This is a genomic window from Peredibacter starrii, from assembly GCF_034259205.1.
Classification (GTDB): domain Bacteria; phylum Bdellovibrionota; class Bacteriovoracia; order Bacteriovoracales; family Bacteriovoracaceae; genus Peredibacter; species Peredibacter starrii.
Genome location: NZ_CP139487.1, coordinates 879,405 through 903,713 on the forward strand (window position 1 = coordinate 879,405; position 24,309 = coordinate 903,713).

Sequence of the window (24,309 nt, forward strand, 5' to 3'; positions counted from 1 at the left end):
AGGAAAAATGATTAAGTACATTATTCGTAGATTGCTCAACCTCATCCCGGTATTACTCGGGGTGAGCTTTATTATCTTTGTGCTCTTTAACCTGGTATCAGGAGATCCGACTGCGGTTCTTCTAGGTAAGAACGCAACTGCCAAGCAAATGGCAGAACTCAGAGAACAACTTGGCCTTAATAAGCCATTGTTCGATCAGTACCTGGACGTAGTGAAATCTGCCTTCACATTCGATTTCGGTAGATCATGGGCCACTAAGCAAGAGATCACTTATATGATCAAGCAAGGTGCTTATCCATCGATGGTTCTGACTGTTCCGGCATTCATCATCGCGACCATCTTCTCGCTCATCATTTCATTAGTGGTGGCCTTCTACCGTGGTAAAGGAATCGATCTTTTTGTTCGTATTCTTTGTATCGCCGGAGTGAGTGTTTCGGCCCTGGCCTACATTCTTGGTTTTCAATACCTCTTCGCTTACAAGCTCGGATGGTTTGAGATTTCAGGTTTCGAATACGGTTTCCCGGATTTCGTTCCTTATATCGCACTTCCGGCGATCATCTGGATTCTTCTAAGCTTAGGACCTGATGTTCGTTTCTTCCGTACGATTATGCTCGATGAGATTTATCAGGACTACGTTCGTACTGCTCGTGCGAAAGGTCTTAGCGAAGTTGTGATCCTGCTTAAGCACGTTCTGAGAAATGCTTTGATTCCGATTATTACGTACGTTGTGATTCAGATTCCGTCGCTCATTCTTGGTGCGCTTCTTCTGGAAAATTTCTTCAGTATTCCTGGTCTTGGTGGAATTACCCTAAACGCTCTTAACTCGTCGGACTTCCCGGTGATTAAGGCGATGGCGATTCTATCAAGTGTTCTATACATCGTTATGAGTCTTGTAACAGATATTTTATATACCCTAGCTGACCCTCGCGTTAAGTTGAAGTAGAGAATTATGAAAGAGAATTCATTGTGGAAAGATGCTTTTAAGCGACTCATTAAAGATAAGTGGGCCTTCGGTTCATTGATCATTGTCGCTATTTATTCAATTGTGGCGATTCTTGCTGCTACTGGTTTACTTGCCGCTGATTGGGCAAGAGAAGTTGGTGCTTCGAATCTACCTCCAAGTGCTGAGCACTGGTTTGGTACAGATATCTTCGGCCGAGATGTACTTGCAAAGGTTCTTCACGGAACACAGATTGCGATGTCAGTGGGTCTAGCGACTTCACTTATCGCGATTCCAATTGGTGTGATCCTTGGTGCACTTGCTGGTTACTTCGGTGGATGGGTCGATGATGTGATCACTTGGCTTTATACAACTTTTTCTTCAATTCCAAATATCATGCTTTTGATTTCAATCACGATGATTCTTGGAAAGGGTCTCTTCGCGGTATACATCGCTCTTGGTGCAACCAGTTGGGTAACTCTTTGCCGTCTTATCCGTGGTGAAGTGATGAAGCACAAAGAAAGAGAATACGTTCAGGCAGCAGGAGCAATTGGTGGTGGACACTTTCGTAAGCTGTTCCTTCACATCCTTCCGAACGTTACACACATTGTGATCATTAACACATCGCTTCAGTTCCAGTTCGCGATTAAATCAGAAGTTATTCTTTCTTATCTTGGCCTTGGTGTTCAAGGTGAACCAAGCTGGGGAACAATGATCGATGACGCTAAACTTGAGCTAGCACGCGGAGTGTGGTGGCAGCTTGCAGGTGCGACTACCGCCATGTTCATCGTTGTATTAGCATTTAACCTACTTGGGGACGCTCTACGTGATGCCCTAGATCCAAAGCTAAAAGGAAAATAGCAATGACATCTTCACCACTTCTTTCAGTAAGAAATCTCGTGGTTGATTTTCACACCAGTGAGGGTGTGACTCGAGCAGTAAATAACATCTCATTCGATATCCCGGCCGGTAAAACAATCGGTATCGTAGGTGAATCTGGTTCAGGTAAATCAGTTACGTCACTAGCTGTGATGGGACTTCTTCAAAAGCCTGCGGCCAAAATTCCTCAAGGGGAAATTCTTTTTAATGGCCAGGACCTTCTGAAGTTTAACGACGCTCAGATGCGTGATATCCGCGGAAATCAAATCTCAATGATCTTCCAGGAACCGATGACAAGCTTAAACCCGGTTTTCAAAGTAGGGGACCAGATCGCGGAAACGATTCGTATTCACCGTCAGGTTTCTAAAAAAGAAGCTTGGGACCGAGCGGTTGATTTGATGAACCAAGTAGGAATTCCTAATCCTTCTGCTTCTGCTCATAAATACCCGCATGAAATGTCAGGTGGTCAAAAGCAACGTGTGATGATTGCCATGGCGATTGCTTGTGAACCAAAACTTCTTATCTGTGATGAGCCGACAACTGCTCTGGATGTAACGATTCAGAAGCAGGTATTGGACCTTCTTCACGGTCTACAACAGAAGCACCACATGAGTATGATGTTCATCACTCACGATCTTGGAGTAATCGGTGATATCGCCGATGACGTAGTGGTGATGTACCGCTCGAACGTGGTTGAGAAAAACAACGCCAAAGAAATTTTCTATACAGCGAAGCACCCATATACAAAGGGTCTACTTGCTTGTCGTCCGAAGCTTGGAGCTAATCCTCGTCGTCTTCTGACAGTAAGTGACTTCATGGATGACAACGGTGTTGAAAAACACGTTTCAGCTGAAAGAGTTCAAGTCTTTGAAAAAGAAGATGAGCCAAACAGATCAGACGAAATTCTTCTGGAAGTAAAAAACCTTGTGACTCAATTCCCCATCAAAGGCGGACTATTTGGTCGCACGGTTGATCACTTTAAGGCCGTAAATGATGTGAGCTTCACTCTTAAAAAAGGTCAAACACTTGGTCTGGTAGGAGAGTCTGGTTGCGGTAAAACAACTTTGGGTCGTTCGATCCTTCGTTTGATTGAGCCAGCATCTGGTAACATCATCTATAACGGGAAAGACATCACGCAAGTGGGGGCCGAAGAGCTTCGTCTTCTTCGTCGTAAGATGCAGATCATTTTCCAGGATCCTTATTCATCTCTTAACCCGCGTATGACCGTGGCAGAGATTTTGACTGAACCACTAAATATTCACAATGTGGGAAGTGGTCGTCAGGAACGTCTCGATATGGCGAAACAGTTATTTGAGAAAGTGGGTCTTAAGGCCGCTCAACTTAATCGTTATCCGCATGAGTTCTCTGGTGGCCAGAGACAACGTATCTGTATCGCTCGTGCTCTTATGCTTCGTCCTGAGTTCGTGATTTGTGATGAATCAGTTTCGGCCCTCGACGTATCAGTTCAAGCTCAAGTTCTAAACCTTCTTCTTGATCTACAGGAAGAGTTTGGTCTTACATATGTGTTTATTTCGCACGATCTTGGCGTGGTGAATTTCATTGCCGACGAAGTGGGTGTGATGAACAAAGGTAAGATCATCGAGATGGATAAAGCGAGCCAGATCTATAAGAACCCGAAAGAAGAGTACACAAGAGCTCTCCTTTCAGCGATTCCTAAGGGTGAAGGTAAGGCTAATCTCGCGGCGCTGGTTTAAGCGTCGAGTAGATCTTCAAGAACAAGAGACTCATTCCGCATCCCCAATACACATTCAGGTTCCAGTCCCAGACTAGGACCTGAGTGTTTAAATAGACGCCGCTAATTCCGAATAAATAAGCTCCAATTACACTGACTGTTGAGAGTTGGTATTTAAACCACTTCTTCAGAACGATCTTACTCATGAAAAGTCCAAGCAGGGCCCCGCCTGTCCATGATTGAACTTTAAGACCAAGCATTAGAAGACCATCGTTAGTTGATGCCACAACCGCAATTCCAAATAAGAGTAGGGTAATGATCAGCGTATCAAAGAACGAATACAGCTTCATTTTTTCCGGTTTTCTCAGAGGGAAAATATCGTTGTAAACAGTGGCGCAAAGAGCATTGATTGTGGAATCAAGAGTACTCATTGTCGCGGCAAGAACTCCTGCCACCATAATGCCTCTGATGCCAGCAGGAAAATAATTAATGATGTAATGACTGAACAAATGATCAGCATTGATGACTGACTCAGGCATTGGTTCAGATTGATAATGCACCCATAGTAGAGCACCTACACCTAGAAACAACAGTCCAACTGCGATTGAAATAAATGAAGAAAAGAAAATCGCCATCTGTCCTTTGCGAAGACTTTGACTGGCAGTCAGTCGTTGAGCGAAGTCTTGATCTACACCATGAGTGGACATATCAAATAAAATACCGCCCATGATTCCGAAAATAAAAGGCCAAGGATTCTCAAAACTGAAGAATGATGTTTTGCCTGCATTATGAGCAAAAATCATCATGTCTGACCATGCCTGGTTACTTGTTTGTGGAATTAAATAATGAGCAATCAGACCACCTAAAACAAATAAACTCATTTGCATGATATCTGTTCTTACTACGGCCTTCAGACCCCCAATCAAGGTATACAAAAAAGTCATACCCGTTACAATGGCCAGACCCAGATACACATTGATGCCAAGAAAGTGCGACACCAAAATCGATCCGGAGAACAATCTCACACCAACGGAAAGAATTTTAGAAACCGTGTAAAACATGGCCACTGCTCTTTGACCGGAAGGTAGCCCGGTTTCTTGGGCCATGACTTCATAAATCGTAAGTCCTTTGCCATAGACCTTCGGAAGAAAAACGAGCGCAATAACCAGACGGCCAACAATGGCACCCATGTAGATTTGAATGAAGGAAAAGTTATTGTTGAAGGCAAATGCTGGAATACCTAGAAAAGTGAGAGCAGAGACCTCTGTGGCAATAATCGAGCAAATTGATTCAGTAAAGGTGAGCGAGTTATTGGCCAGATACTGTTCTTTTGCCAGAACCTTAGGGTCGTTCGAATGAGAAACTTTGGTCGCCTTTCCCGCACGAATAGCTAGGTAAAATACTAGAATGATATAAAAGACGATGACCGCCCAGTCGATTAATTGAATATCCATGATGTTCTCCAGGTAAGAACGAGTCTATGATAAGCAGATCAAATTCGTCCATCATTCTAGCGTTTTTCTTTTGCTAAAGTATCTCATTCATTCGCTTTTTTTTCCGATAGGTATTGAGAAGTACTAGGGTTTTATGACACAAGAAGCGACCTCTACATTCAAACTTCCGGTGAAGGATTTAGCAAAGAAAGTTATTTGCGATGGTCACCTTTTTCTCACCAGTGGTGGGAGAAAATTCTATTTGATGAAGCCTGGTGTGTTTGTTGATCCGGCCTTTGTAAAAAAACACGCGCCTCATAATTCTAATTTTGATTTTGAAACCGTTGTTCATGATGAAGTGAAAGAAAAATTTAAAACACTCTTTCGTGAACTTCGTTATTTGCAGTTTGAAAAAGACCTGCGCTTAAAGTGTTTTGAAATCGTTGCCTACTTCTATCGCACTTATTCGAGTGATGAGCATTTCTTATCATTTGCTCTGGCCTGTCATGAAGAGTTCTGCCAAATCTCAATTGATGAGCAGCTAAAAATGCATGAAACCGATATGCATCTCTTTAGAAAATCAATTTACTCTGCGGCCTTCGCCGTGATCATTGGCATGACAAATGACTTCTATCATTTCTTGATGCTGAAAGATTTTTATAACCTCACAATGGCCCTCGATATTGGTCTGTGTGATACGAGCTATAGTTGGTTTGTGGCCCAGGCCTGTAATGAAGAAAATCGTCAGCCTGGTACGGGTAAGGCCTATCTGGAAAAAGAAAAGGCGACAGAGCAGGAGATTCAGGTCTTCTTGAAACATCCTGAGCGTGGTTATGAATTCTTGAAGAGCAATAGTTTATTGTCCCATCCGGAACTGAAGGAAGTGGCACTCTATCAGCATGAACTGTCTGATGGAAATGGTTTTCCAAGAGGTGTTGCCAAAGGGCAGGTCTCGAGTTGGGAAGCAGTGGTGATTTTCGCAGACTCATTAGTGGATATTCGAAGTGAATATTCATTTGAAACAGAAGTGATTAAGTATCTTCTGAATTTTCAAAATCAGAAGTTAAGAGATCTTCCCGTGGGAAGAGTTTATAAAAAGATGTGTATGGCATTTGATCATCTTGGGTCAATGAAGGAGACAGGGTCTTAATGGAGAAGGAGCTTAAACCTCTAGCCATTTTGAATCTTACCGGAGCGATGACTCCGGAGCTCGCTCATTATTTCCAATCGAGAAATATCAGAGTCTATGATCCGCTGGAAACTAATGAAGAGGCGGACTGGACCCATATTATCACAAAAGATATTCATGACTTCTCTTTGATCGGCACGACTTATGATGTGGTGGCGAAAGATCGTCATATCATTTCACTATCAAAAGTTAACGACATTCAAAACTTCACCATCAACTACGGAAATCTGGTTCTGGATGATGTGTGGTTTAATGGACAGATGGGTCCATTCATTCTGGATAAATACTTCCAGGGTTATGGCGGTATCACACTAGGTGATAACTATCCATCGTTCCAGGAGCTTGGATCTTTCCAAGTGGCCAATCCTTTTAATACTGGTGAGTATCTGGATCGCATGGTGCAGAAGGCCTTTGAAGCTGGCATTGAAGCACTTACGGTCAAAACTTATTTCGATCACCTGGTGATGTATCTTGCTGGTCTGAAAAAGAAAGGCAAAGTCGGTCTACCATTTGAGGTGACTTACGGTGCCTGTGAAGATGTGTTTGCGCTGCAAATGCATTTCTTCTCGGAGCCAATTGATATTCTGGATGTTTCAACCAGTCTTTCACAGAACATAACGAAGAAAGCAGAAGAGTACTTCTTAAATATTTCAGTTCAGTCAGCTGACTTCTTTGACTTCTCTTATATGGCCGATGTGAACAAAGTGATTGTGACGGCTCTTTGGACGAAAGATGAGAGAATCAAATTTGAGAACCGCGGACTTATGTTCTCGGCACTTGTTCCAGGAAGAATGATTACTCAGTATCAAATGGAAGGTCAGACTTCTATTCTGGTTCAAGGAAATAACGCCATTCCGGATATGACGGACAAAGTGGTTATTCCGGACAATCTTCCGCCTGAGGCAATTGAGAAGAGTGTTATTAAGGGTCTTGCGGAGGCCAAAGAAGAAACGACAGTTGTGAGTGGCCTTCCTGGTGAAGCAGAGGCCGCGCAATTAGTTAAAGGCACGGTTGATCCGCTTGATACATCGGTTGAGATTTTCACCGAAGATGAGACGCGAGATGAGCCTTCACTGGTTAAGGGTCTAAGTGAACTCGAGCAGTTGATCAATACAGTGAAGGGCAAGTTCGAAGACGAAAAAGTCGATGTTCGTATTGCAGGAGATAAGCTGGATGTAGATAAGGCCGCCTGGAGAATTGCTGCGACAGTTGATGAAAGTACAAAAGAGAACAATCTCAAAGTGCGTATCCTTGGGGACAAACTTCCTGAGCATATTAAAACTGGTCTCTTTGATTTCGCCAAAGGCATTTCAAAGGAAGTGGAAGATCTGGATAACCAGGATCTCGATCGCTTCCAATTAGAACGACTTCCGGACATTATTAAGGCAGGACTTCTTCAGCAGCGTGCTCTTTCAAATGAAAAGCAAGCAGTCCTTGGTATTTCACCACAAGCAATGAAAGTGGTGGAGACCAAACTCATGGCCTCTCAGGCCGAGAATGAAAAACTCAGAACTCAAATTAAGCATATGGCCTCTGAAGTTCGTATTTTAAAAGATACGCGAAACAAGATGGCCGAAGTTCAGATGAAAGCGGCACAAGCTGCGGCCCTCGAAGCTTCAACGATTCAATTGAGTGATGTAGATGATGAATTACGCAAACAGTTCCAGCAAAGACTAGCGGAGCAGAAGGCCCTCAGCGACCAGGAACTTCAAAAGCTATCTGGTCTTCTTGAAAGAGAAACCAAGCTCATCGCTGATGTGAAAATGGAAGAGATGAAAGCGAAGAAGCTTCAAATTGAGGCCCTTCAGAAAGAAACTTTCTTTGGTGCTGAGATAGAGAAAGCGCAAAAGCAAATTAAGGCGAAAGATTCCATCATCATGAAGACCAAAGAGTCTTTCTTGAAACTGGTCGAGAAGAAAGATAAAGAGTTGATTGATTTAAGAAGTAAAACTGAGCAGATGACCAAGGCCCTGGCGACAGGACCAAGTCAGAACCAGTCAATTATGATTAAAGAATTGGAACGTCAGAACCAGAACCTGACTAAGCAGTTAGATGTATATAAAGTGAAGGTCTCGAGTCTAGCGACTAACATGAATTCTACGAAAGATGATGGTCATTCGAAGGAAGAAGTTCGTAAGCTAGGCATGATAAATAATCAATTGAAGAACCAGGTCGAGGCGGCAAAGAAAGAGCTGTTGAAGATTCAAGAGAAGTCGATTCAAGACACAAGTTACATTGCGACTCTCAAACAAGATAAATCCCGTCTGGAAGGGCTTCTAAAAAAGGCCGCGATGGAAACAGTGAAGGACACTCCAAATATTGTACCTTCAAGTAATCCACAATCTGATCAGGAATTAAAACGTCTGCAGGCCCAGACCCAGATCATGGAAACGCAGAATAAAGAATCTCAGAAGAAGATTGCTGAGCTTGAGGCGAAGTTGATTGAGGCCATGAAGCAGCAGAAGGCGGGCCCTGGTATCGACGAAGCCTCGAAGGTGAAGATTGCCCAAATGGAAGGTTCGGTGAAGAAACTTACTATGGATCTTGTTGAGACCAAGAACCAGCTGGCGGAGATGAAAAAAGAAACCAATAAGTTACGCCAGGAAAAGACCGCCCTTCAGAACCAGGCAGATAAAATGAGGAAGGAAGCCGAGAAGGCCAAACCGGCCGCGCCCCCTAAGAAAAAATCTGCATAATTTTTTTTATCAAAATTCTTGCCAAATTCTTTTCGTTACTCCATAATCTGGTTCTCTGTCACATACCTAGATGCCCAGTTGGTGGAATTGGTAGACACGTTAGGCTTAGAACCTAATGCGCGAGCGTGGGGGTTCGAGTCCCTCACTGGGCACCAAGTTTTTGCGAAAGCAGCAACTAAAACACGTGTGATAGTTTTAATAAAGCCAGGTCTCGCGCCCTGGCTTTTTTTTTGCCTTTTTTTTCGAATTCTGCTGTGTATTGCATTAAATCCCGAATGGAAAAGACAGCTGTAATCCCACTTGAGAATAGCTAACGTCGGTTACGACTTCATTTGTTTCCACCATCCGATATTCAACAGAAAAAGCCATATTTCTGAGGGCATAGAAAGTAAGGCCAGCTTTAAGGCCTTGTCCTGGATCGACATCATCAAGATCTTCTAAATCCGCACTGAAGATATAACCTCCGTAAAGACGGAAAAATCCAAATCGATAGCCAATAAGCGCGGTCCATTCTTTTGTATTAAAGTCGTCATCTTCAAGAATATCCACACCGGAAGATTTTAATTTGTGTTGCATGTATTCAGCACCAAGTTGCCAATTTCCAAATTCGAATCCACCGCGAGCACCGAAACCGAGACCTTTTAGATCAGTCTCATCAGAAAAAGAGTTAGTTGGGTCGGCAAGGTCAGTATAATCAAATTTCATGCTACCAGTTCCATAACCTAGAACAGGTTCAAAGAACACAATCGCTTTTGCTGATTGAATAGAAATAGCAGTGAACAACAACACTAATAAGAGATGTCTGAACATTTCGCCTCCGTGTGAAATAAAGTTTTATGTTAATTGGAGCGAGGAAAGTTGGTAGTTAATTTTTCTTAGAGGATATTTTTAGATCGAATTATTTAATGAGTCTTAATTGTTTGGATTGTCAGGAGCAGCGGCTAACTATGCGAAGACTTTTGGCACACAGGTAGTCCTCGGTGCACTAGGGGGAGCTGCAGGTGGTTACATTAGTGCACATGTTAGTGCTCAAATAAATGAAGGGAATTGGAGAAAAGCATCTTCTCAAGATATTATGTTTTCAATGTTTGGTGGTGCTTTAGGTGGGATGATTGCAGGACCTTATTTTGCAAATACGCCGGGTGGTATCGCTGCTGGTACTATGGAAACTGCTTCATCCAGTGTAGGCGGCGCAACTTCATCACCGCCAAGAGGTTACTATAATGATGCAGGTACATGGACTTCTCCTTAATTAAACTGGGATATGAAATGAATTTCGAAATTGATCTTGTAGATAAATCGATTCATCGTAATCAAATGAAAGCAATCTTTTACGAGTTGGCATTGCTTCATGACAGAGGTAAGCCATTCAAATCAGTATTCACTCTTTGCTTATTTCTAGCATTTACGATCTTTGTATTTGTAGAAAAACCTAAGTTGTATTTATTGGCGGGATCTATCGGAATAATTATTTTAGCTTTTCCATTTTGTGCTTCGGCAATCATTTATTATTCGAAAATGTATGTTTCCAATGGAAAGTTTGAAGTCAGATGTGGTCCATTTAAGTATCACAGTGGCCCGCTTTCCAATTTAATTGAAATTCATCATTTAAGGCAAAGTTTTAATGGAATTTACAGAGTCAGAGTTCTGGGTTTTGGTGAAACTTCTGGTTTTACTCTACACTACAATGAAGTTCCAAAGGCTTTGCAATTTCTTAAAGTGATAGAAAAAGATGTGTGAATTGTTGTCTGTGAGGCGCCTTGCGTTGTTGTTAAATAAAATTCCTTACGTCATTTAAGAATTGCTGGTTATTCGTAGACTATCTTTGTCATTTTCTTGTAGTTTACCCCCACTGAAAATTCATGTGAGGTTTTATGATCAAAGAACTTAGCGAAGAGCAAGTCCGCACGATGACGCTCGAGGAAAAAGACCAATGGTGGCTGAAGAATGTCTATAAAGGAGACATGCCTCAGTTAACTATTCGTTCTGCCTTAACTGGTATGATCCTTGGGGGAATTCTTTCTCTAACAAACTTGTATATTGGTATTAAGACTGGTTGGACTCTGGGAGTAGGTATCTCTTCAGTTATCCTTTCATTCGCATTCTTCAAGCTTATTCAGAAGCTAAAACTTGGTTCTGAAATGAGCATCCTTGAAAACAATGCTATGCAATCCATCGCTACATCAGCTGGTTATATGACAGCTCCAATGATGGCATCAATTCCTGCTTATATGATGGTAACTGGCCAAGTTATCCCTATGTGGCAGTGTTTCTGGTGGATCGTTGTTCTTTCTCTTCTTGGTGTATTGTTCGCATTCCCACTTAAGAGACGTTTCATCAATGATGAACAAATGCCATTCCCTGAAGGTTATGCTGCAGGTGTGGTTCTTGATTCACTCCACGATGAAGACGGCAAGCAAGGTATGTTCAAAGCGAAGCTTATGATGATCGGTGCTGGTCTTTCAGCTCTTATCGAAATCCTTCGTGCTGATACTCTTCTTGCAAAATTCAAGATGGGCTTCCTTGCTATCCCTCACTACTGGGATGATTTCATTTACAAGTTTGCTACTCCAGCAATCATGGGTACTCCGCTTAAACATCTAACAGTTCAATTCGATACTTCGATCGTTATGATGGGTACTGGTGGTCTAATGAGCATGAAGACGGCCATGTCGATTCTTCTTGGTGCTTTCATTAACTACTTCCTTCTTGCTCCAGTAATGATTGATGCAGGAATCATCACAGATACAACTTTCAAAGCGATCACTATGTGGAGCTTGTGGGGTGGTGCTGCTGTAATGACGACTTCGTCTCTTTACAGCTTCTTCTCGAAGCCTCAGATCATCATCCAGTCTTTCAAGAAGATGTTCTCTAAGAAAGAAGCAAAAGATGATATTCTTGAAAAAATCGAACTTCCTATGTGGATCTTCGCAGTTGGTATTCCTGTAATTGGTGCTCTAACTGTTTACCTTGGTCACATCTGGTTCGGCATTCACTACTGGCTTGGTATCATTGCCATTCCTCTAGTGTTCGTATTCACACTTATCGCAGTAACTTCAACTGGTCTTACAGCAATCACTCCTGGTGGTGCTCTTGGTAAGTTGACTCAAATTACTTACGGTGCTCTTGCTCCGGGTAACGTGACAACTAACCTTATGACTGCTGGTATTACTTCAGAAGTATCTCTGAACGCTTCGAACCTTCTTATGGATATCAAGCCTTCATATATGCTTGGTGGTAAACCACGTCTTCAGGCCCTTGGTCACATCCTTGGTATCTTCGCTGGTGGTCTAATTGCTGTTCCTGTTTTCTACAGCATTTTCCACGGTGATATCTCTCTCTTCACAACAGACGCTCTTCCTCTTCCATCAGCACTTGTATGGAAAGGTGTATCTGAAGTTCTAACTAAAGGTCTTTCGAACCTTCACTATACTGCTCAAATTGCTGCTGGTATCGGCGCGGTTCTTGGTATCGTGATTGAAATCGCAAACAAGAAAATGAACGGCAAATTCCCACTTTCTGGTGTTGGTCTTGGTCTAGGTTTCGTTCTTCGTTTCGCTGATGCTTGGTCAATGGCCCTTGGTACACTTATTTTCTGGGTTGCTAAGAAAATGTGTAAGAACAAAGATGGCGTTGGTTACAGAGCTTTCGTTGATAACCAAGAGACTCTTGCTGCTGGTGTAATCGCTGGTGGTTCGATCATTGGTATTATCCTGATTCTTCTAGAACAAGCTGTATAAGCTTTTCAAATAGGGGCCTCGAAAGAGGCCCTTTTTTTTTGCCTTCAGGTAAGTATTTGAAATTGCGAATTCGCAATGTGTGTAAAAATGCTTTATCCTTAATAAAGCAAGTAGTCAGCAGATAAAAGATTTGGATAGAACAAGAGTCTTAAAATTTAATCAATGATTAAGTGAAGGTCTCATGTCTTACACATCTTTCGCTGATTTTCTTCATTCAAAGTACCTGGAGCGCCATCAGAAAAATGCCCAGTACTCACTGCGCTCTTTCTCGCGTGATATTGGAATCTCTTCAGGAAGACTTACCAATTTATTGAAGGGAAGAGACATCCCTGGTGATGAGACGGTTGAGAAGTTCTTTGCTATTTTTAATCTCGCTGAAGAAGAAAGACTAAAACTTAAAAAAACGATTTACTCTCAAAAGTATCTTCGTCGTGGAACTGGTTTCTCAAAACAGCTTAACGAAGAAGAATTCAATAAGATCTCAGACTGGAAAACCTGGTCCGTCTTCACCATGTTTCAGGCCTCGGATTTTCAGCCTAGCTCATTATGGTTTTCTGAGAAATTAAAACTCTCGGTTCAAGAGATTGAGGTTTGTCTTAATAAAATTTTGGAACTGGGTCTTATCGCAATTAAGGATGACTTTTACGAATTGATTTGTGACCGAGTTACTACTACCAATGACGTACCATCAACGGCCATTCGGAAGTTCCATAAAGAGTTCATTCCTATTGGTTTGAAGTCTCTGGATAAAGTCAAAGTCGACGAAAGAGATGTCTCGAGTCTGACATTTTGTATCGATAAAAAGATGCTTCCTGAATACAAGAAGGCCCTTGCTGAGTTTCGTGCCAAGCTTTCTCAGATTGCGAAACAGTCCGTCGTTTCTGATGAACTCTATCAACTCAATATGCAGTTTTTCCCTGTGGCATTTGAAGGAAATAACGAATGAAGAAAATACTTTCTTTGATCATTTTCATGGCCCTTTCTCTTTCTGCTGTTGCCGGAAACGAAGTTGGCAATGGAGGAGGCGTCCTTTATCAATTGAAGAGTAATACTCCAATTATGTTCTTTGATGCCTTTGAAACTGAGGCCAGATACGGCTATCGTGTGCAGTGGCCCCGAGAGATTAGAAATGATCGTGAGGTCGCCATGGCCTTCACCAGTCGTCTTGCTAAATATGATCCGAAACTTCAAAGACAGCTGAATAATTGGATCAAAGCTTTTTATAGCGAGGCCGTATTTTCAGAGACAGACCTTCCAGTTATTTTTGATATGGGGACAGGGATTCATATACCTGAAGGCACAGGAATCGCTCAGCTTGTAATTCAGACCAAGAGTGGCTATATCTTGAATCAGAGATATTGGAATCGTTTATCCTCTGAGCAAAGAGGAGTGGCGATCCTTCATGAAGTGATCTATCGCAAAGCACTTGAGGTCAATCCGAGACTCTTCTCATCAGTAAAAGTCAGAACATTTGTTGCGATCTTGATTTCAAATGAGCTTCGTTTCTTCACTGCAGATGGTTACCAAGGGCTTTTGCAGAACCTTGAACTGAAATAAATTCGTTCTCATTGTTAAGATTGTTAGGTTTTCGACCAGATACTCTGGCACTATTCCCAAGCCGAATTGTCTCTGGCAAATATGCGATCATTCACTTAACCAACAGGAGTTATTATGAAATTGATCGCAGCTCTATCACTATTTGCCCTCTCACTTTCTGCATTTGCTGTTACGAAATCTGTTCAAGCGGATTTCACAAATCTTTATAAAGGCTACAACGCTGGCTCTTATAAAATAGATTTGAAGCTAGTTTCTAAGCCAACTTTGTCTGCAGCAGAAATTACCACTCACGTAAGACGTTTTGATAACGATTACTTTTGCGTAACAACGGCAAAATTTGAAGTTGGTCAAATGACATTCTCAATTGCTCAGAACGGTACGTCTTGGAAGAGAGTAACAACTCAAAAACTATATGGTGAAGTTTCTCACGAAGTAGATGGCACTGAATGTGATCTTTCTCTTGAGAATTTAGCAAATCAAACTACTCTTCACGTAAATATAGTTCCACAAAATAGCCCAATCGAACTTCCAGTGAAACCATTTGCTGGTTACGAGAAGACTCAAGTGCACCTTATTCCGTTTGATGGATATGTTTATGTTGATACTGAAATTAAGATTGTTAACAACTCTCTGGTTTTAAATCCAGCAGGTCTTCTTTCTGAAAGAAGCGTGTTCTCTAGAAACACAGATAATCTTCGCAGAATGTTCTATTACGTTCAGTCTTCGACTGGCTCATCACATCTTTCATTAGGTAACGGACACCTTTCTCTCTAATATTTGCTTCCAATGGCCAGGGGAAACCCTGGCCTTTCTTATTTGCCAAGCATCAAGTTATTGAATTTAAGAGCACTAAAGACGCAAAGAGTCTACAGAAGTCAATAAGAGTAAGAAGTTAGACCTTGGCATATGGTGACATTCTGAAGGACACTTTTCGCGCTTAAAATAAGCCTAGTAATTTCAGGAGTGTCTCATGAAAAATCTTTTAAAGAGCTCTGCGTTTGCTCTTTTAATCGTAGCTCAATCTTCATTTGCGATCTGTCCAGATTGGAACGCTAAGCAAGTGGGTGTCCTTGATAGAAATACAATTGATGAAGCAAGTGGCCTCACAGCTTCTCTTCTTCAAAAAGGCAAATTCATCTGGTCTAACGACTCAGGTGGTGATTCTGCTCTATACGCAACTGGCATTGATGGAAAACTCATCAAGACTGTTCGTCTGAATAACTTTCCAAACGAAGACTATGAAGCAGTAGCTGCTGGTCCATGTCCATCTAACCGCGCTGAAGCTTGTATTTACGTTGGTGACATTGGCGATGGTATGGGTTGGAGAAGCAATTTCAAAATCGGTATCTTTAAAGAAGCTGATTTCTGGGCATCAAATTCAATTCGTCCTGAAAAAGTGATTAACTTTTCATACCCAGGTGGAGCTAACAACGCTGAAGCGATGGTAGTAACTCCAGATGGTCAAATCCTGATCTTCACTAAAACAGAAGGCAGCACTCAATTGTTCGTTATGGATGCTATCTCTGGAAAAATGGGCCGTGTAGCTCAAGTGAGCCTCGCGGGAATCGTGGGCCCAGCTCGTGGTAAAGCCCCTCGTATTACAGACGCTTCTATCTCTCCATCTGGTGAAAAAGTTGCGATCCTGACTTACGGAGACATTCTTGAAATCAATCTTAAGGCCTTCGCTAATATCAACAGCAGAAGCTGGAAACGTGGTGTGGATTTCAATATCGTAAAAGGTCCAGGTCTTCCTCAACAGGAAACTCTGACTTATACATCTGAGAACTCATTTATCGTATCGACTGAGTCTCCAGATGGTGATGCTCCAGCAATCATTGGTTATTCTTGTAAGTAATCTGATAGGGAAGGAGCACGAAAGTGCTCCTTCTTATTCCTGTCCGGCGTTATAGGCCTTCTTCACAACTTTCTTCATCACTTTCACTGAATCTTCCCATTCCTGAATAGAAACGGTTTCCAGATCCTTCGCGTAAGCAGTTACACCCGTGTTGGTGTTTCCTAATGAGCGACGGTGAAGAGTACCTAAAATATAGAACTCATCAGCGATGACGTTCTCAACTTCTTTTTTACTAACTGCACTTACATCAATGGCCTTGTTACCTTCGGTTTTAAAACGCATCTGATAGGATTTATCGCCGATTTTTACGACACTCAGGTTCTCATCAAAGCCTTTTCCTAAGTAAGTATTCATAGCGCCTTCAACGCGCTTACCATCAGTGGCGGCTTTTTTCCCCCAACCAATGACTCCACCTTTCATGATTTCTTTAAATTCAACGAAAGTAATCTTGCCGTCAATTTCTACCAGCCCATGATAGCGAGTTCCGTAGGCCGAACCACCGCTTTCTTTCATGGTGCTATAAGAGTCATGAAGTTTTGTATTTTTCCCGAATTTTGTCTGGAGAACTTTTTCAAGAGATTTCTGCTGGGCCGGTTGAAGCGCAGTAGCAGGTTCGGTTTTCTCACCAAAGCGAGGACCTTGAGGAGTGGTGAGAACCTTTGCCTTAGGTGTTTGTCCGCCTTTTATTGACTTGGCCTGAAGATCCGTCATGTATTGTGAGACCTGATGATCAGTTCCTTTAAGACCTCGTTTATAGGCCTCTAAAAATTTCGTCATATCAAAATCATCGACGTAAGAGGCAGACTGAGACAATCTCATGACATCTAGAAAAAGAGGGGCCTCGCCCACATCATCATAGTCCACCAGGGTCATGGCGGGCTTTCCTTTGTTGTCCAAGAGAAGACCAAAGTTACCTACGTGAGCATCACCCACGATTTGCCCGCGGTGATTTTTAAGTTTTTGAAAGACCGGAATTGTTTCCTTAATTTCGAATGATTCTTTGTAGTAGTAAGGAATAAACGCGCGCATAAACATGTGCTTGTCCTGAGCGTTTTTAATCCTGGTGATCATCATTTGTGTGTTCTGATCAGGGTAGAGTTCCAACATCTTCGATACTAAGTTGGTACAAGGCTTAGCATGAAGTTGAGATGAAAGAAGAAAAAAAAGAAAGAAGCTTTTTTTCATTATGGTGTGACCTGATTTCGGGCCAGGAAGACTTTGAGAGCGTTAGAACATTTTCTGTTGATGGCGACCTTTGTATGGCCACTCCAGCGTTTTGTGAATTCATCATAACTCATTGGGTGCTTCACATCGGCGGGGATGGGACCGGCGTCAATCAAATACACCTTCCCGTTCCAGATTTTTAGGTTATCAACTGAAAGGTCGAGCTTGATATTGGTCTTCTTTGAAAGCTTGATCATATCATCAACGGCTTGACGAAGTTGCTTCTCAATATGAGGCTCAATGTAACCATTGTTTTTTTGAAGATAATCGCCAAGACTTTCACCACCAACGAGTGTGGTGATCTTCCATTTTCCCTGAGGGTCCATGGCCTGAACGTCCGGAACTTTGATGGAAGTTTTTTGGTTTAACCACTGACCAATTTTTACGTCCTGAGCAATGGCAAATCCACTTCGAGGACGATCATTGGCAATTTTAATAACGTGATTTTGACCTTCGAATTCAAAAATATAAGCATCGGCGGTGAGACCTGAGCCCAGATGTTTTTTGAGCGGATAGGTCTTCCCATCAATAACAATTTCAGTCAGAACGTCTTGCTTATTTTTATTCACGAGAATTTCTCGTAGTGGATGGAAGAGTCCGACCTTGTCCAGACCAGAAGTTACTGCGGTCTTTAAAATACGAGCAGGGCTTCTTGTTGTTACACCATCAGTTCCGAGATAAAGACCGTTCTCTTTGATGTATTTTGAAACTTCAGGATTTAAAATATCGTTAGGATATCTTTCCGCGGGTACATCTTTAGCAAAGTAGACATCATCATTTTGCACAAACCATTTTCTGGCCTGTGTACTTGAATATGACTCAGGAACTTCAACTACGTGGAGAGGTTTGTTCTTAAAAGCGTCTGCAATTTCAACTTTTTCTCCGGCACCACGACCCGTGACGATGTAGCCGTCCGGTCCGAGACGAAATTCATTGATGTAATACATCTTCGTTTGAGGTGAAAGGTCACTCCCAAGCACCGCAAAGACTTCTTTCTGCTGACCTAGAGTTTTAAGTTTTTCAACATATGCCTTTGGACTAAGTTTTGTGTCCTCTTGAGCAGGGTAGAAATAGTTTGGTTTATCTTTAAGGGCCGCTTCGAGCATTTCGTAACGAGTTTGAAAAGGGCTTGCGATTTTGTGAGGAGGATCTTGAGTCGGAAGATAAACCACACAATCAAATGGTAATTTTTCAATGATCGCTTTACCCATGTACTCATGCCCATAAGTGAAAGGATCATAGGTACCGGCGACGATGGCAATCTTCTTACAGTTTTTAATATTTTCTTCTGAAAATACTTTGGCAAAACTGTGAACAGTTAAAAGGAGGGGGGCCAAAGCAAGAAGCTTAAGTGCTTTCATACTTATTTATTCTCCTCGCGAGAGAGGACAATTGCTTTGTCTGATTTAGCATCTTTCTCATCCATATAAAGAAAAATCGTTCTGCCTTCATCGCGGTTCGAGAATTTAAATTTTTGTTCTTTGACTAAAGATTCCGCGACAAATTCAACTTCGATCTCATCTATCACACCAGAAAGTTTAATGGCCGCAAGACGACGGTGATCGAGTGTCCACACGCGACCCTGAACGTCTCTCCAAACTCGAATGGTTGGAAGTTTCGTAATATTGAGAGAGCCGTCTTTAATGGCCTTCGCATTTCCAACAATGGTGTACTTACCATCTTGACTTACGTTATTGGCGGCCATTTGAGACCATCGAATATCATTAACTTTGATTTTGGCCTTACCAATTTTTTGAGTCTTGTCATAGAGAGGCATGTATTTAGAAGCGAGTTCATCCATTTCGAGTTTCTCGATACCAAAACGTCTGACAATCTCACGCTTCTTGGGTGACCATGGAACAACGGCCGAATAGTTTAGACCTTTTAATAGTTCATGAGTCTTAGTGATGTCTGCTTTTGTCGCCTTGTCTCTATCATTGATGTGTCCGTAGCGAAGACTGGTTTGAAGTTTAAAGCATTGGAGTAGAGTTAGTTTATTGCCAGTACTCTTAGCAATAGATGCCTCTGAGAATAAGATGGAGAGTGCAATAACACTCAAAGTCCATTTGCCTGTAGCCATACTTTTATTCATTCATTGTCCCTAAATCATAGAATCCCGGTCTATTTTCGACATATTAGAAGAAAGACTTTAGCCATACCTGACTAATTCTTTCTGGATTAAAAAATGTTAATGACAAATTTGGTCCAGAATATTGTTAAGTTCTTAAAAATATCTTCCGAAAAGTGAGCAGGAGAATTTTATGAAGTGGTTAATCTCAATCCTTGCTCTGAGTTCTGTGGCCCATGCCAAGATTGCGTCTTTCGAGTTGAAAGATAAGCATAAAGTGACTGTCACCCATCCGGATAATTGGGAGACGGCAAGAGAGCTATACGGAATTCCGTTGGCCGTTCTCGGCCCTTACGCCAATGAATCACGACCAGTGCTTTCGATCCTTCCCACAAATGTGAAGAAAGAAAAACATTCTGAAGCGGAATTTCAAAAATTATTCCAAGAATTTAAGACTAAAAAAGAAGAGTGGGTGAGTTCTCATAAAGGGAAACTTCTCAAGTATGAACCATTAACATTGGTTGAGCCCAGACAAGATCTGAAGGGTCACTTCATTGGGGCCGAGTACGCCATCAATGGTATTCACTTTGTCGAGAGAAGCTATTATCTCTACTGTAAAGGTGAGGTGTATAACCTCAAGTATTCAATTCGTGACGAACACAGAAAATATATTCCAGATCTTCAAAAAATGATTGGGGACTTCAAATGCGAATGACATTTTTATTGTCTTTAGTGTTTCTTTTTTCGATGGTGGGGCAGGCCTTTGCAGTGTCTGATCTGGACTCTCGCATTGCTCAGTTCAAAAAGCTCCAAAGTCGAGTGGAAAAGGAATGTCTTAAAAACGCTAATTCTAAAAACTTCGAAATCGAAGTAGAAGGCAAAAAATTAAAGTGCCAGGAATTAATTGTCATAACCAATCAGCTGAAAATTCAGATTGATAAAGAAGTGGCAGAATTAAAGGCCTGTGAAGAGGCCCCAAAAGGAGCCGCTCTTCTGCTTGCTGCAGATACGGGTAAAATTTTGGAACAGTCTGGTTCTTGTAAACCATCTCCAGATCAAGGACAGTGTTTAAAACAATTTGGTTGTGCAACTCTAGCGGCGGTCGGACCGATGAAGTCCTTCATGGAAATCGCAGGCAAGGCATTTGATAGCACTGCTTTAAAAGAGTGTTCAGGTCAAGGGAACGACTGTCTATTGAACGTTCTAAGAGGTATCTTCGATTCTATCTGGTCTTCGCTAAACCTAGTGTGGGACCTCGGTAAGATGGCAGTTACAAAAACTGGTGAACTTCTTGGAATTGTAGAAAAATCAGAGATTGAAACTTCTGAGCGTGCAATGGCCGCTCAGCAAGCAAGCCCAGGTTTCTTGAAGAGCATGGCATCGGATCCAGTTGGAACCGTGAAAACCATGGCTAAAAATCTCTACGATTCATTAGAAGAGGCCGCAATGAACCACTATGGTTGTGAGAAGTGGGCAGGTCTGCCTTTCACATCTAAGTGTCTTGCGCCAATGACTACATGGAACTGTGCGAGCTGTGCTCAGAAGTCACAAGTCTATTGCGGTATCGCCGGATATGCAGTGGGTGAAATTGGAACTGCGCTTTTAACTGGTGGTCTAGTTGCTGGTGGTAAGGCAGTCATCGTGGGCTCAGTGAAACTTGCTTCAGGCCCTGCCAAAAACGTTGCCGCCTTTATGAGTAAATCATTCCCTAAAGCAACATCTGTGACAGCAAAGGCCGGCCAAAAAATCGGTTCAGTGGCAAAAACCACTCTGACATTTGCTGAACGTAAATCAGTTGATACCTGGGAAAGAATTGCTAATAGTAAGACGGTAGAGGCGATCTCTAAGAGTGCCAAAGCAGTGTCTGAAAGTGTTGTGGGTAAAGTAGTGGGTGCCGGTCTAAAACCGATCTCTGTTTACCTTTCAGCAATGGATAAGGCCTTCCGTCTAGGTTACACATCAGTTGATAATGCAGTTGCGAGAGCGACAGGTGCGGCAGCGGTTCCTGCTAAAGTTGCGGCAGGTGCTAAAATTGCTGATGAAGCAATGGGTGTTAAAGAACCTACAGTAAAAGTTGCTAAGGACCAGTCGAAAGCGACTCCAGGTTTTGTGATTGTTGATTCTCCAAAAGTAGCGCCGCCACCATTTGCTAAAACTGCAATTGCAGAAGCGGTTGAACAAGTGAAAGCTCCAAGTGTTGCCTCAAAGCCGACACAAGTTCCTCTGAAGGCTCCTGCTGCAGTTTCAAAATCAGCGGAAGTAGCGGATGACTTAGATGTGGCCGCTCAGGTCGCTAAGTATAAGGATGACCAAGAGTACTTCAAACTTTTCACTGCGAAGAAGCCATATGATGACTATCACAATGATGTTGCGGCAGTAATCATGACATTGGAGAAGACACATCCAAATATGTCGAAGGCAGAAATTAGAAAGAGCATTGAGAGTATGATGAATTCATGCGATCTATAATTTTACTTCTTACACTACTACTTTGGGTATTACCGGCTTCATCAGAAGATGAAGTCGGTATTTTGTTCTCTCGAAATGAGTCTCATCTTACTCGCGCGGAGCTTATCCGCAAGGAAACGAAGGAACTTCGTCTTACGACTTTTACGTTTAACCTGGATGATTTCGGGAAAGAAACACTTGGTCTTTTGGTGGACGCTGCCAAAAGAGGTGTGAAAGTAAAATTGGCGGTGGATGGTTTTGAAGGTTCTCTTCCTAAAAACCTTGCCGTGCTTAAGGCACTGGAAGAGTCCGGTATCGAAGTAAAACTTTTCAATCCCGCATTCCGAAATGCTCTCGCTATTAACAATCGAAATCACCAGAAAAGTTTGATCGGAAGTGATTTTATGATTGTTGGTGACCGAAACATGACCGGTGACTATTTTAAACGTCAAAGTAACAACAATTACATTGGAGTTGATGTCTTAGTTAAAGGATCGCAAGTAGATGCGGCCCGTTCGCACTTTGATGAAGTGTTCGAATCCAGCCAAATGAAGAAGAACGCGGGTCTTGCAGTTTATGACAGAGAAATTGCACAAGCTAAAGAAGACATTCAAAATTGGCGTGATCAGGCCAAGCATGTTCAGGATGTCCGCACACCGCTACCTGAAGGCAATTTGAAAGTAGAAGAGATCAGATACAAGGCCGACAAATCGGACGGCTGGTGGTTTAAAGATCGCGACAGCCTTCACTCACAAGTTGTGAAGATGATCGATGAGGCCAAAACATCATTGGAATTCATGAACCCTTATGTACTAATGACTCCGGAAACGAAAAAGGCGGTAAAAAACGCTTTGGATCGCGGAGTAAAGGTAAAGGTTCATTCAAACTCTGCGGCGACTACCGATTCAAAATTAATGGCCATGGCCTGGGACTTTCAGAAGAAAGAACTGATGGAGATGGGAATTGATGTTTATGAGTTAAAACCGGGCCAGTTCCTGCATGCCAAAACCATTGTTAAAGATGGTAGTGAAGTGTTTGTCGGAAGCTTTAACCTGGATCCTCGTTCTCAGAACATTAACCTTGAGAACGGAGTATTTGTTAAAGATAAAAAAGTCGCGGATAGAGTGACAGAATACAATCGAAAAATTCGTGAGCGGTTAATGGTGAAGGTTGAACGAGAAGAGTGGCCTAAAATGACCGCTAAACAGAAGTTCATCCACTGTACGAAAAGAAGTCTCAGAAAGGCCGTTTCAAAGGCCATGTTCCCACTCTTATAAAATCATTCTTTTTCTATAATAAGTCGTGCCCCACGACGGTTCGTCAGATACATCCAGGCCCATTGAAAGAGAACGAACAAACGATTCTTGAATCCAATTAAGTAATAGATGTGAACAAACAACCAGGCCATCCAGGCCACAAATCCATGGATCTCAATGTCCTTGTACATGGCCACTGCACGAGATCTTCCAACTGTTGCCATCTGTCCTTTATCAACATAACGGAACTCAGGAAGTTTTCTACCTTCGAGTTGATTTCGAATATATTTTGCAACAAAGCGGCCCTGTTGCATGGCCACGGGAGCGAGACCTGGTAGAGGTTTTTTTTCTGCTCCCCATTCATAGTGGGCCTGATCTCCAATGACAAAAATCGCTGAGTGTCCTGGTACCGAGAGGTCACGATTAACTATAATTCTTCCCTGGCGATCGAGCTCAACACCAAGTTTTTTGTTAAGTGGGTTGGCGGCAACTCCTGCGGCCCAGAGAATCGTGGCGGATTCAATGAATTCATCGCCGGCCTTAATTCCATTTTCATTGATCTCTGAAACTTTGGAATTAACTCTGACTTCAACTCCAAGCTCTCCCAATTCTCTTACCGCTTCTCTTGAAAGCTCTTCCGTCATAGTTGGAAGAATTTTTGGGCCCGCTTCAATCAGAATAATTTTTGTCTGTTGGGGTTTAATGTGATCAAAATCGCGTAGGATACTATAACGAGTGATCTCACCGAGCGTCCCTGCAAGTTCAACACCTGTTGGGCCACCACCAACTACGACAAAGGTCGTATAGAATTCTTGTTTTATTTTATCGGTCTCTCGTTCCGCTTTTTCGAACGCAAGGAATACACGACGACGAATTTCCGTCGCCTGCATAATGTTTTTAAGTCCTGGAGCAAATGGTTCCCACTGCGGAGAATTGAAATAGGTATAGGTCGAGCCACAGGCCAGAATGAGATAATCAAAATGGATTTTATTCGTGTCGGTTTGAATCCACTTTTCTTCTTTATTGATCTCTTTTACTTCGCCCAGGAGAATTTCAACCTGATCATGAGAGGCAAGAAGGGAGCGAAGAGGATACGCGATTTCCGCTGGCGAAAGTCCGGCCATGGCCACTTGATAAAGCAAGGGTTGGAACAAGTGATAGTTTCGCTTATCAATAAGAGTAATTCTGAGGTTCTTAGACTTTACGAGCGCCTTGACTGCGGCCAAACCACCAAACCCACCGCCAATGACAACAATATGAGGAGTTTTCATAAGCGCATTTTATCAAGGTTAGAAGTGGCTTACGAGAGGGCGTGCATTAGCTTAACACGC

The 24,309-nt window shown here is 42.4% G+C and carries 21 protein-coding genes and 1 tRNA gene; 16 read left to right on the forward strand and 6 right to left on the reverse strand.

What is annotated here, in order from left to right; translation table 11 throughout:
- Window positions 1-7 precede the first annotated feature (7 nt).
- Genes SOO65_RS04400 through SOO65_RS04410 form a run of 3 tightly spaced genes read left to right on the forward strand, consistent with a single transcriptional unit; the run spans window position 8 to window position 3,534 of the window.
- On the forward strand, window positions 8-943 hold the full coding sequence (locus SOO65_RS04400; protein WP_321397554.1) for an ABC transporter permease: 936 nt from the start codon (window positions 8-10) through the stop codon (window positions 941-943).
- A gap of 6 nt (window positions 944-949) precedes the next feature.
- A complete protein-coding gene (locus SOO65_RS04405) occupies window positions 950-1,801 on the forward strand; it encodes an ABC transporter permease (protein WP_321397558.1) in 852 nt (283 codons plus the stop codon).
- Window positions 1,802-1,803: 2 nt separating this feature from the next.
- On the forward strand, window positions 1,804-3,534 hold the full coding sequence (locus SOO65_RS04410; RefSeq protein WP_321397561.1) for an ABC transporter ATP-binding protein: 1,731 nt from the start codon (window positions 1,804-1,806) through the stop codon (window positions 3,532-3,534).
- Here SOO65_RS04410 and SOO65_RS04415 read toward each other — a convergent pair.
- On the reverse strand, window positions 3,512-4,966 hold the full coding sequence (locus SOO65_RS04415) for a sodium:solute symporter family transporter (protein ID WP_321397564.1): 1,455 nt from the start codon (window positions 4,964-4,966) through the stop codon (window positions 3,512-3,514). The genes SOO65_RS04410 and SOO65_RS04415 overlap by 23 nt on opposite strands.
- A gap of 133 nt (window positions 4,967-5,099) precedes the next feature.
- Between SOO65_RS04415 and SOO65_RS04420 the strand changes: the two genes are divergently transcribed.
- The 3 genes from SOO65_RS04420 (at window position 5,100) to SOO65_RS04430 (ending at window position 8,985) form a co-directional block, all read left to right on the forward strand.
- Window positions 5,100-6,095: an HD-GYP domain-containing protein gene (locus tag SOO65_RS04420; RefSeq protein ID WP_321397567.1), complete on the forward strand. Its 996-nt coding sequence runs from the start codon at window positions 5,100-5,102 to the stop codon at window positions 6,093-6,095.
- Window positions 6,095-8,830: a coiled-coil domain-containing protein gene (locus SOO65_RS04425; RefSeq protein WP_321397569.1), complete on the forward strand. Its 2,736-nt coding sequence runs from the start codon at window positions 6,095-6,097 to the stop codon at window positions 8,828-8,830. Before SOO65_RS04420 ends, SOO65_RS04425 begins: the two co-directional genes overlap by 1 nt.
- Before the next feature lie 72 nt (window positions 8,831-8,902).
- A tRNA-Leu gene (locus tag SOO65_RS04430) sits at window positions 8,903-8,985 on the forward strand.
- 109 nt (window positions 8,986-9,094) lie between these two features.
- Here SOO65_RS04430 and SOO65_RS04435 read toward each other — a convergent pair.
- On the reverse strand, window positions 9,095-9,640 hold the full coding sequence (locus SOO65_RS04435) for a porin (protein ID WP_321397572.1): 546 nt from the start codon (window positions 9,638-9,640) through the stop codon (window positions 9,095-9,097).
- Between the two features lie 106 nt (window positions 9,641-9,746).
- Between SOO65_RS04435 and SOO65_RS04440 the strand changes: the two genes are divergently transcribed.
- The 7 genes from SOO65_RS04440 to SOO65_RS04470 all read left to right on the forward strand — a co-directional run bounded on the left by SOO65_RS04440 (window position 9,747) and on the right by SOO65_RS04470 (window position 15,982).
- Window positions 9,747-10,082, forward strand: coding sequence for a hypothetical protein (locus SOO65_RS04440; protein WP_321397575.1), 336 nt, complete (start codon window positions 9,747-9,749; stop codon window positions 10,080-10,082).
- A gap of 17 nt (window positions 10,083-10,099) precedes the next feature.
- Window positions 10,100-10,570, forward strand: a complete 471-nt coding sequence (locus tag SOO65_RS04445; RefSeq protein WP_321397578.1) for a hypothetical protein — start codon at window positions 10,100-10,102, stop codon at window positions 10,568-10,570.
- Window positions 10,571-10,704: 134 nt separating this feature from the next.
- On the forward strand, window positions 10,705-12,570 hold the full coding sequence (locus SOO65_RS04450; protein WP_321397581.1) for an OPT family oligopeptide transporter: 1,866 nt from the start codon (window positions 10,705-10,707) through the stop codon (window positions 12,568-12,570).
- 181 nt (window positions 12,571-12,751) lie between these two features.
- The gene (locus SOO65_RS04455) at window positions 12,752-13,516 is read left to right on the forward strand and encodes a TIGR02147 family protein (RefSeq protein WP_321397584.1); all 765 of its coding nucleotides are present in this window, start codon (window positions 12,752-12,754) and stop codon (window positions 13,514-13,516) included.
- Window positions 13,513-14,127 carry a hypothetical protein gene (locus SOO65_RS04460; RefSeq protein WP_321397587.1) on the forward strand — a complete coding sequence of 205 codons (615 nt, stop codon included), beginning with the start codon at window positions 13,513-13,515 and terminating at the stop codon, window positions 14,125-14,127. Before SOO65_RS04455 ends, SOO65_RS04460 begins: the two co-directional genes overlap by 4 nt.
- 114 nt (window positions 14,128-14,241) lie before the next feature.
- Window positions 14,242-14,901, forward strand: coding sequence for a hypothetical protein (locus tag SOO65_RS04465; protein ID WP_321397590.1), 660 nt, complete (start codon window positions 14,242-14,244; stop codon window positions 14,899-14,901).
- A 196-nt stretch (window positions 14,902-15,097) separates the two neighbouring features.
- Complete coding sequence (locus tag SOO65_RS04470) at window positions 15,098-15,982, forward strand: hypothetical protein (protein WP_321397593.1); 885 nt, start codon at window positions 15,098-15,100, stop codon at window positions 15,980-15,982.
- A 33-nt stretch (window positions 15,983-16,015) separates the two neighbouring features.
- Here SOO65_RS04470 and SOO65_RS04475 read toward each other — a convergent pair whose 3' ends face one another.
- Genes SOO65_RS04475 through SOO65_RS04485 form a run of 3 tightly spaced genes read right to left on the reverse strand, consistent with a single transcriptional unit; the run spans window position 16,016 to window position 19,298 of the window.
- Entirely contained in the window at window positions 16,016-17,167 is a 1,152-nt protein-coding gene (locus SOO65_RS04475; RefSeq protein WP_321397595.1) for a DUF2252 family protein, read from the reverse strand.
- A complete protein-coding gene (locus tag SOO65_RS04480; RefSeq protein ID WP_321397598.1) occupies window positions 17,167-18,567 on the reverse strand; it encodes a hypothetical protein in 1,401 nt (466 codons plus the stop codon). The genes SOO65_RS04475 and SOO65_RS04480 overlap by 1 nt, the downstream gene beginning before the upstream one ends.
- 2 nt (window positions 18,568-18,569) lie before the next feature.
- Window positions 18,570-19,298, reverse strand: a complete 729-nt coding sequence (locus SOO65_RS04485) for a hypothetical protein (RefSeq protein ID WP_321397601.1) — start codon at window positions 19,296-19,298, stop codon at window positions 18,570-18,572.
- Window positions 19,299-19,467: 169 nt separating this feature from the next.
- Here SOO65_RS04485 and SOO65_RS04490 point away from each other — a divergent pair, with 169 nt between their 5' ends.
- The 3 genes from SOO65_RS04490 to SOO65_RS04500 are packed head-to-tail and all read left to right on the forward strand — an operon-like array spanning window position 19,468 to window position 22,999.
- On the forward strand, window positions 19,468-19,989 hold the full coding sequence (locus SOO65_RS04490; RefSeq protein WP_321397604.1) for a hypothetical protein: 522 nt from the start codon (window positions 19,468-19,470) through the stop codon (window positions 19,987-19,989).
- Window positions 19,980-21,743 (forward strand): hypothetical protein, encoded by a 1,764-nt coding sequence (locus SOO65_RS04495; protein ID WP_321397607.1) that lies wholly within the window; start codon window positions 19,980-19,982, stop codon window positions 21,741-21,743. Before SOO65_RS04490 ends, SOO65_RS04495 begins: the two co-directional genes overlap by 10 nt.
- A complete protein-coding gene (locus SOO65_RS04500) occupies window positions 21,731-22,999 on the forward strand; it encodes a phospholipase D-like domain-containing protein (protein ID WP_321397610.1) in 1,269 nt (422 codons plus the stop codon). Before SOO65_RS04495 ends, SOO65_RS04500 begins: the two co-directional genes overlap by 13 nt.
- Before the next feature lie 2 nt (window positions 23,000-23,001).
- Here SOO65_RS04500 and SOO65_RS04505 read toward each other — a convergent pair whose 3' ends face one another.
- Window positions 23,002-24,249, reverse strand: a complete 1,248-nt coding sequence (locus SOO65_RS04505; protein WP_321397613.1) for an NAD(P)/FAD-dependent oxidoreductase — start codon at window positions 24,247-24,249, stop codon at window positions 23,002-23,004.
- Window positions 24,250-24,309 lie beyond the last annotated feature (60 nt).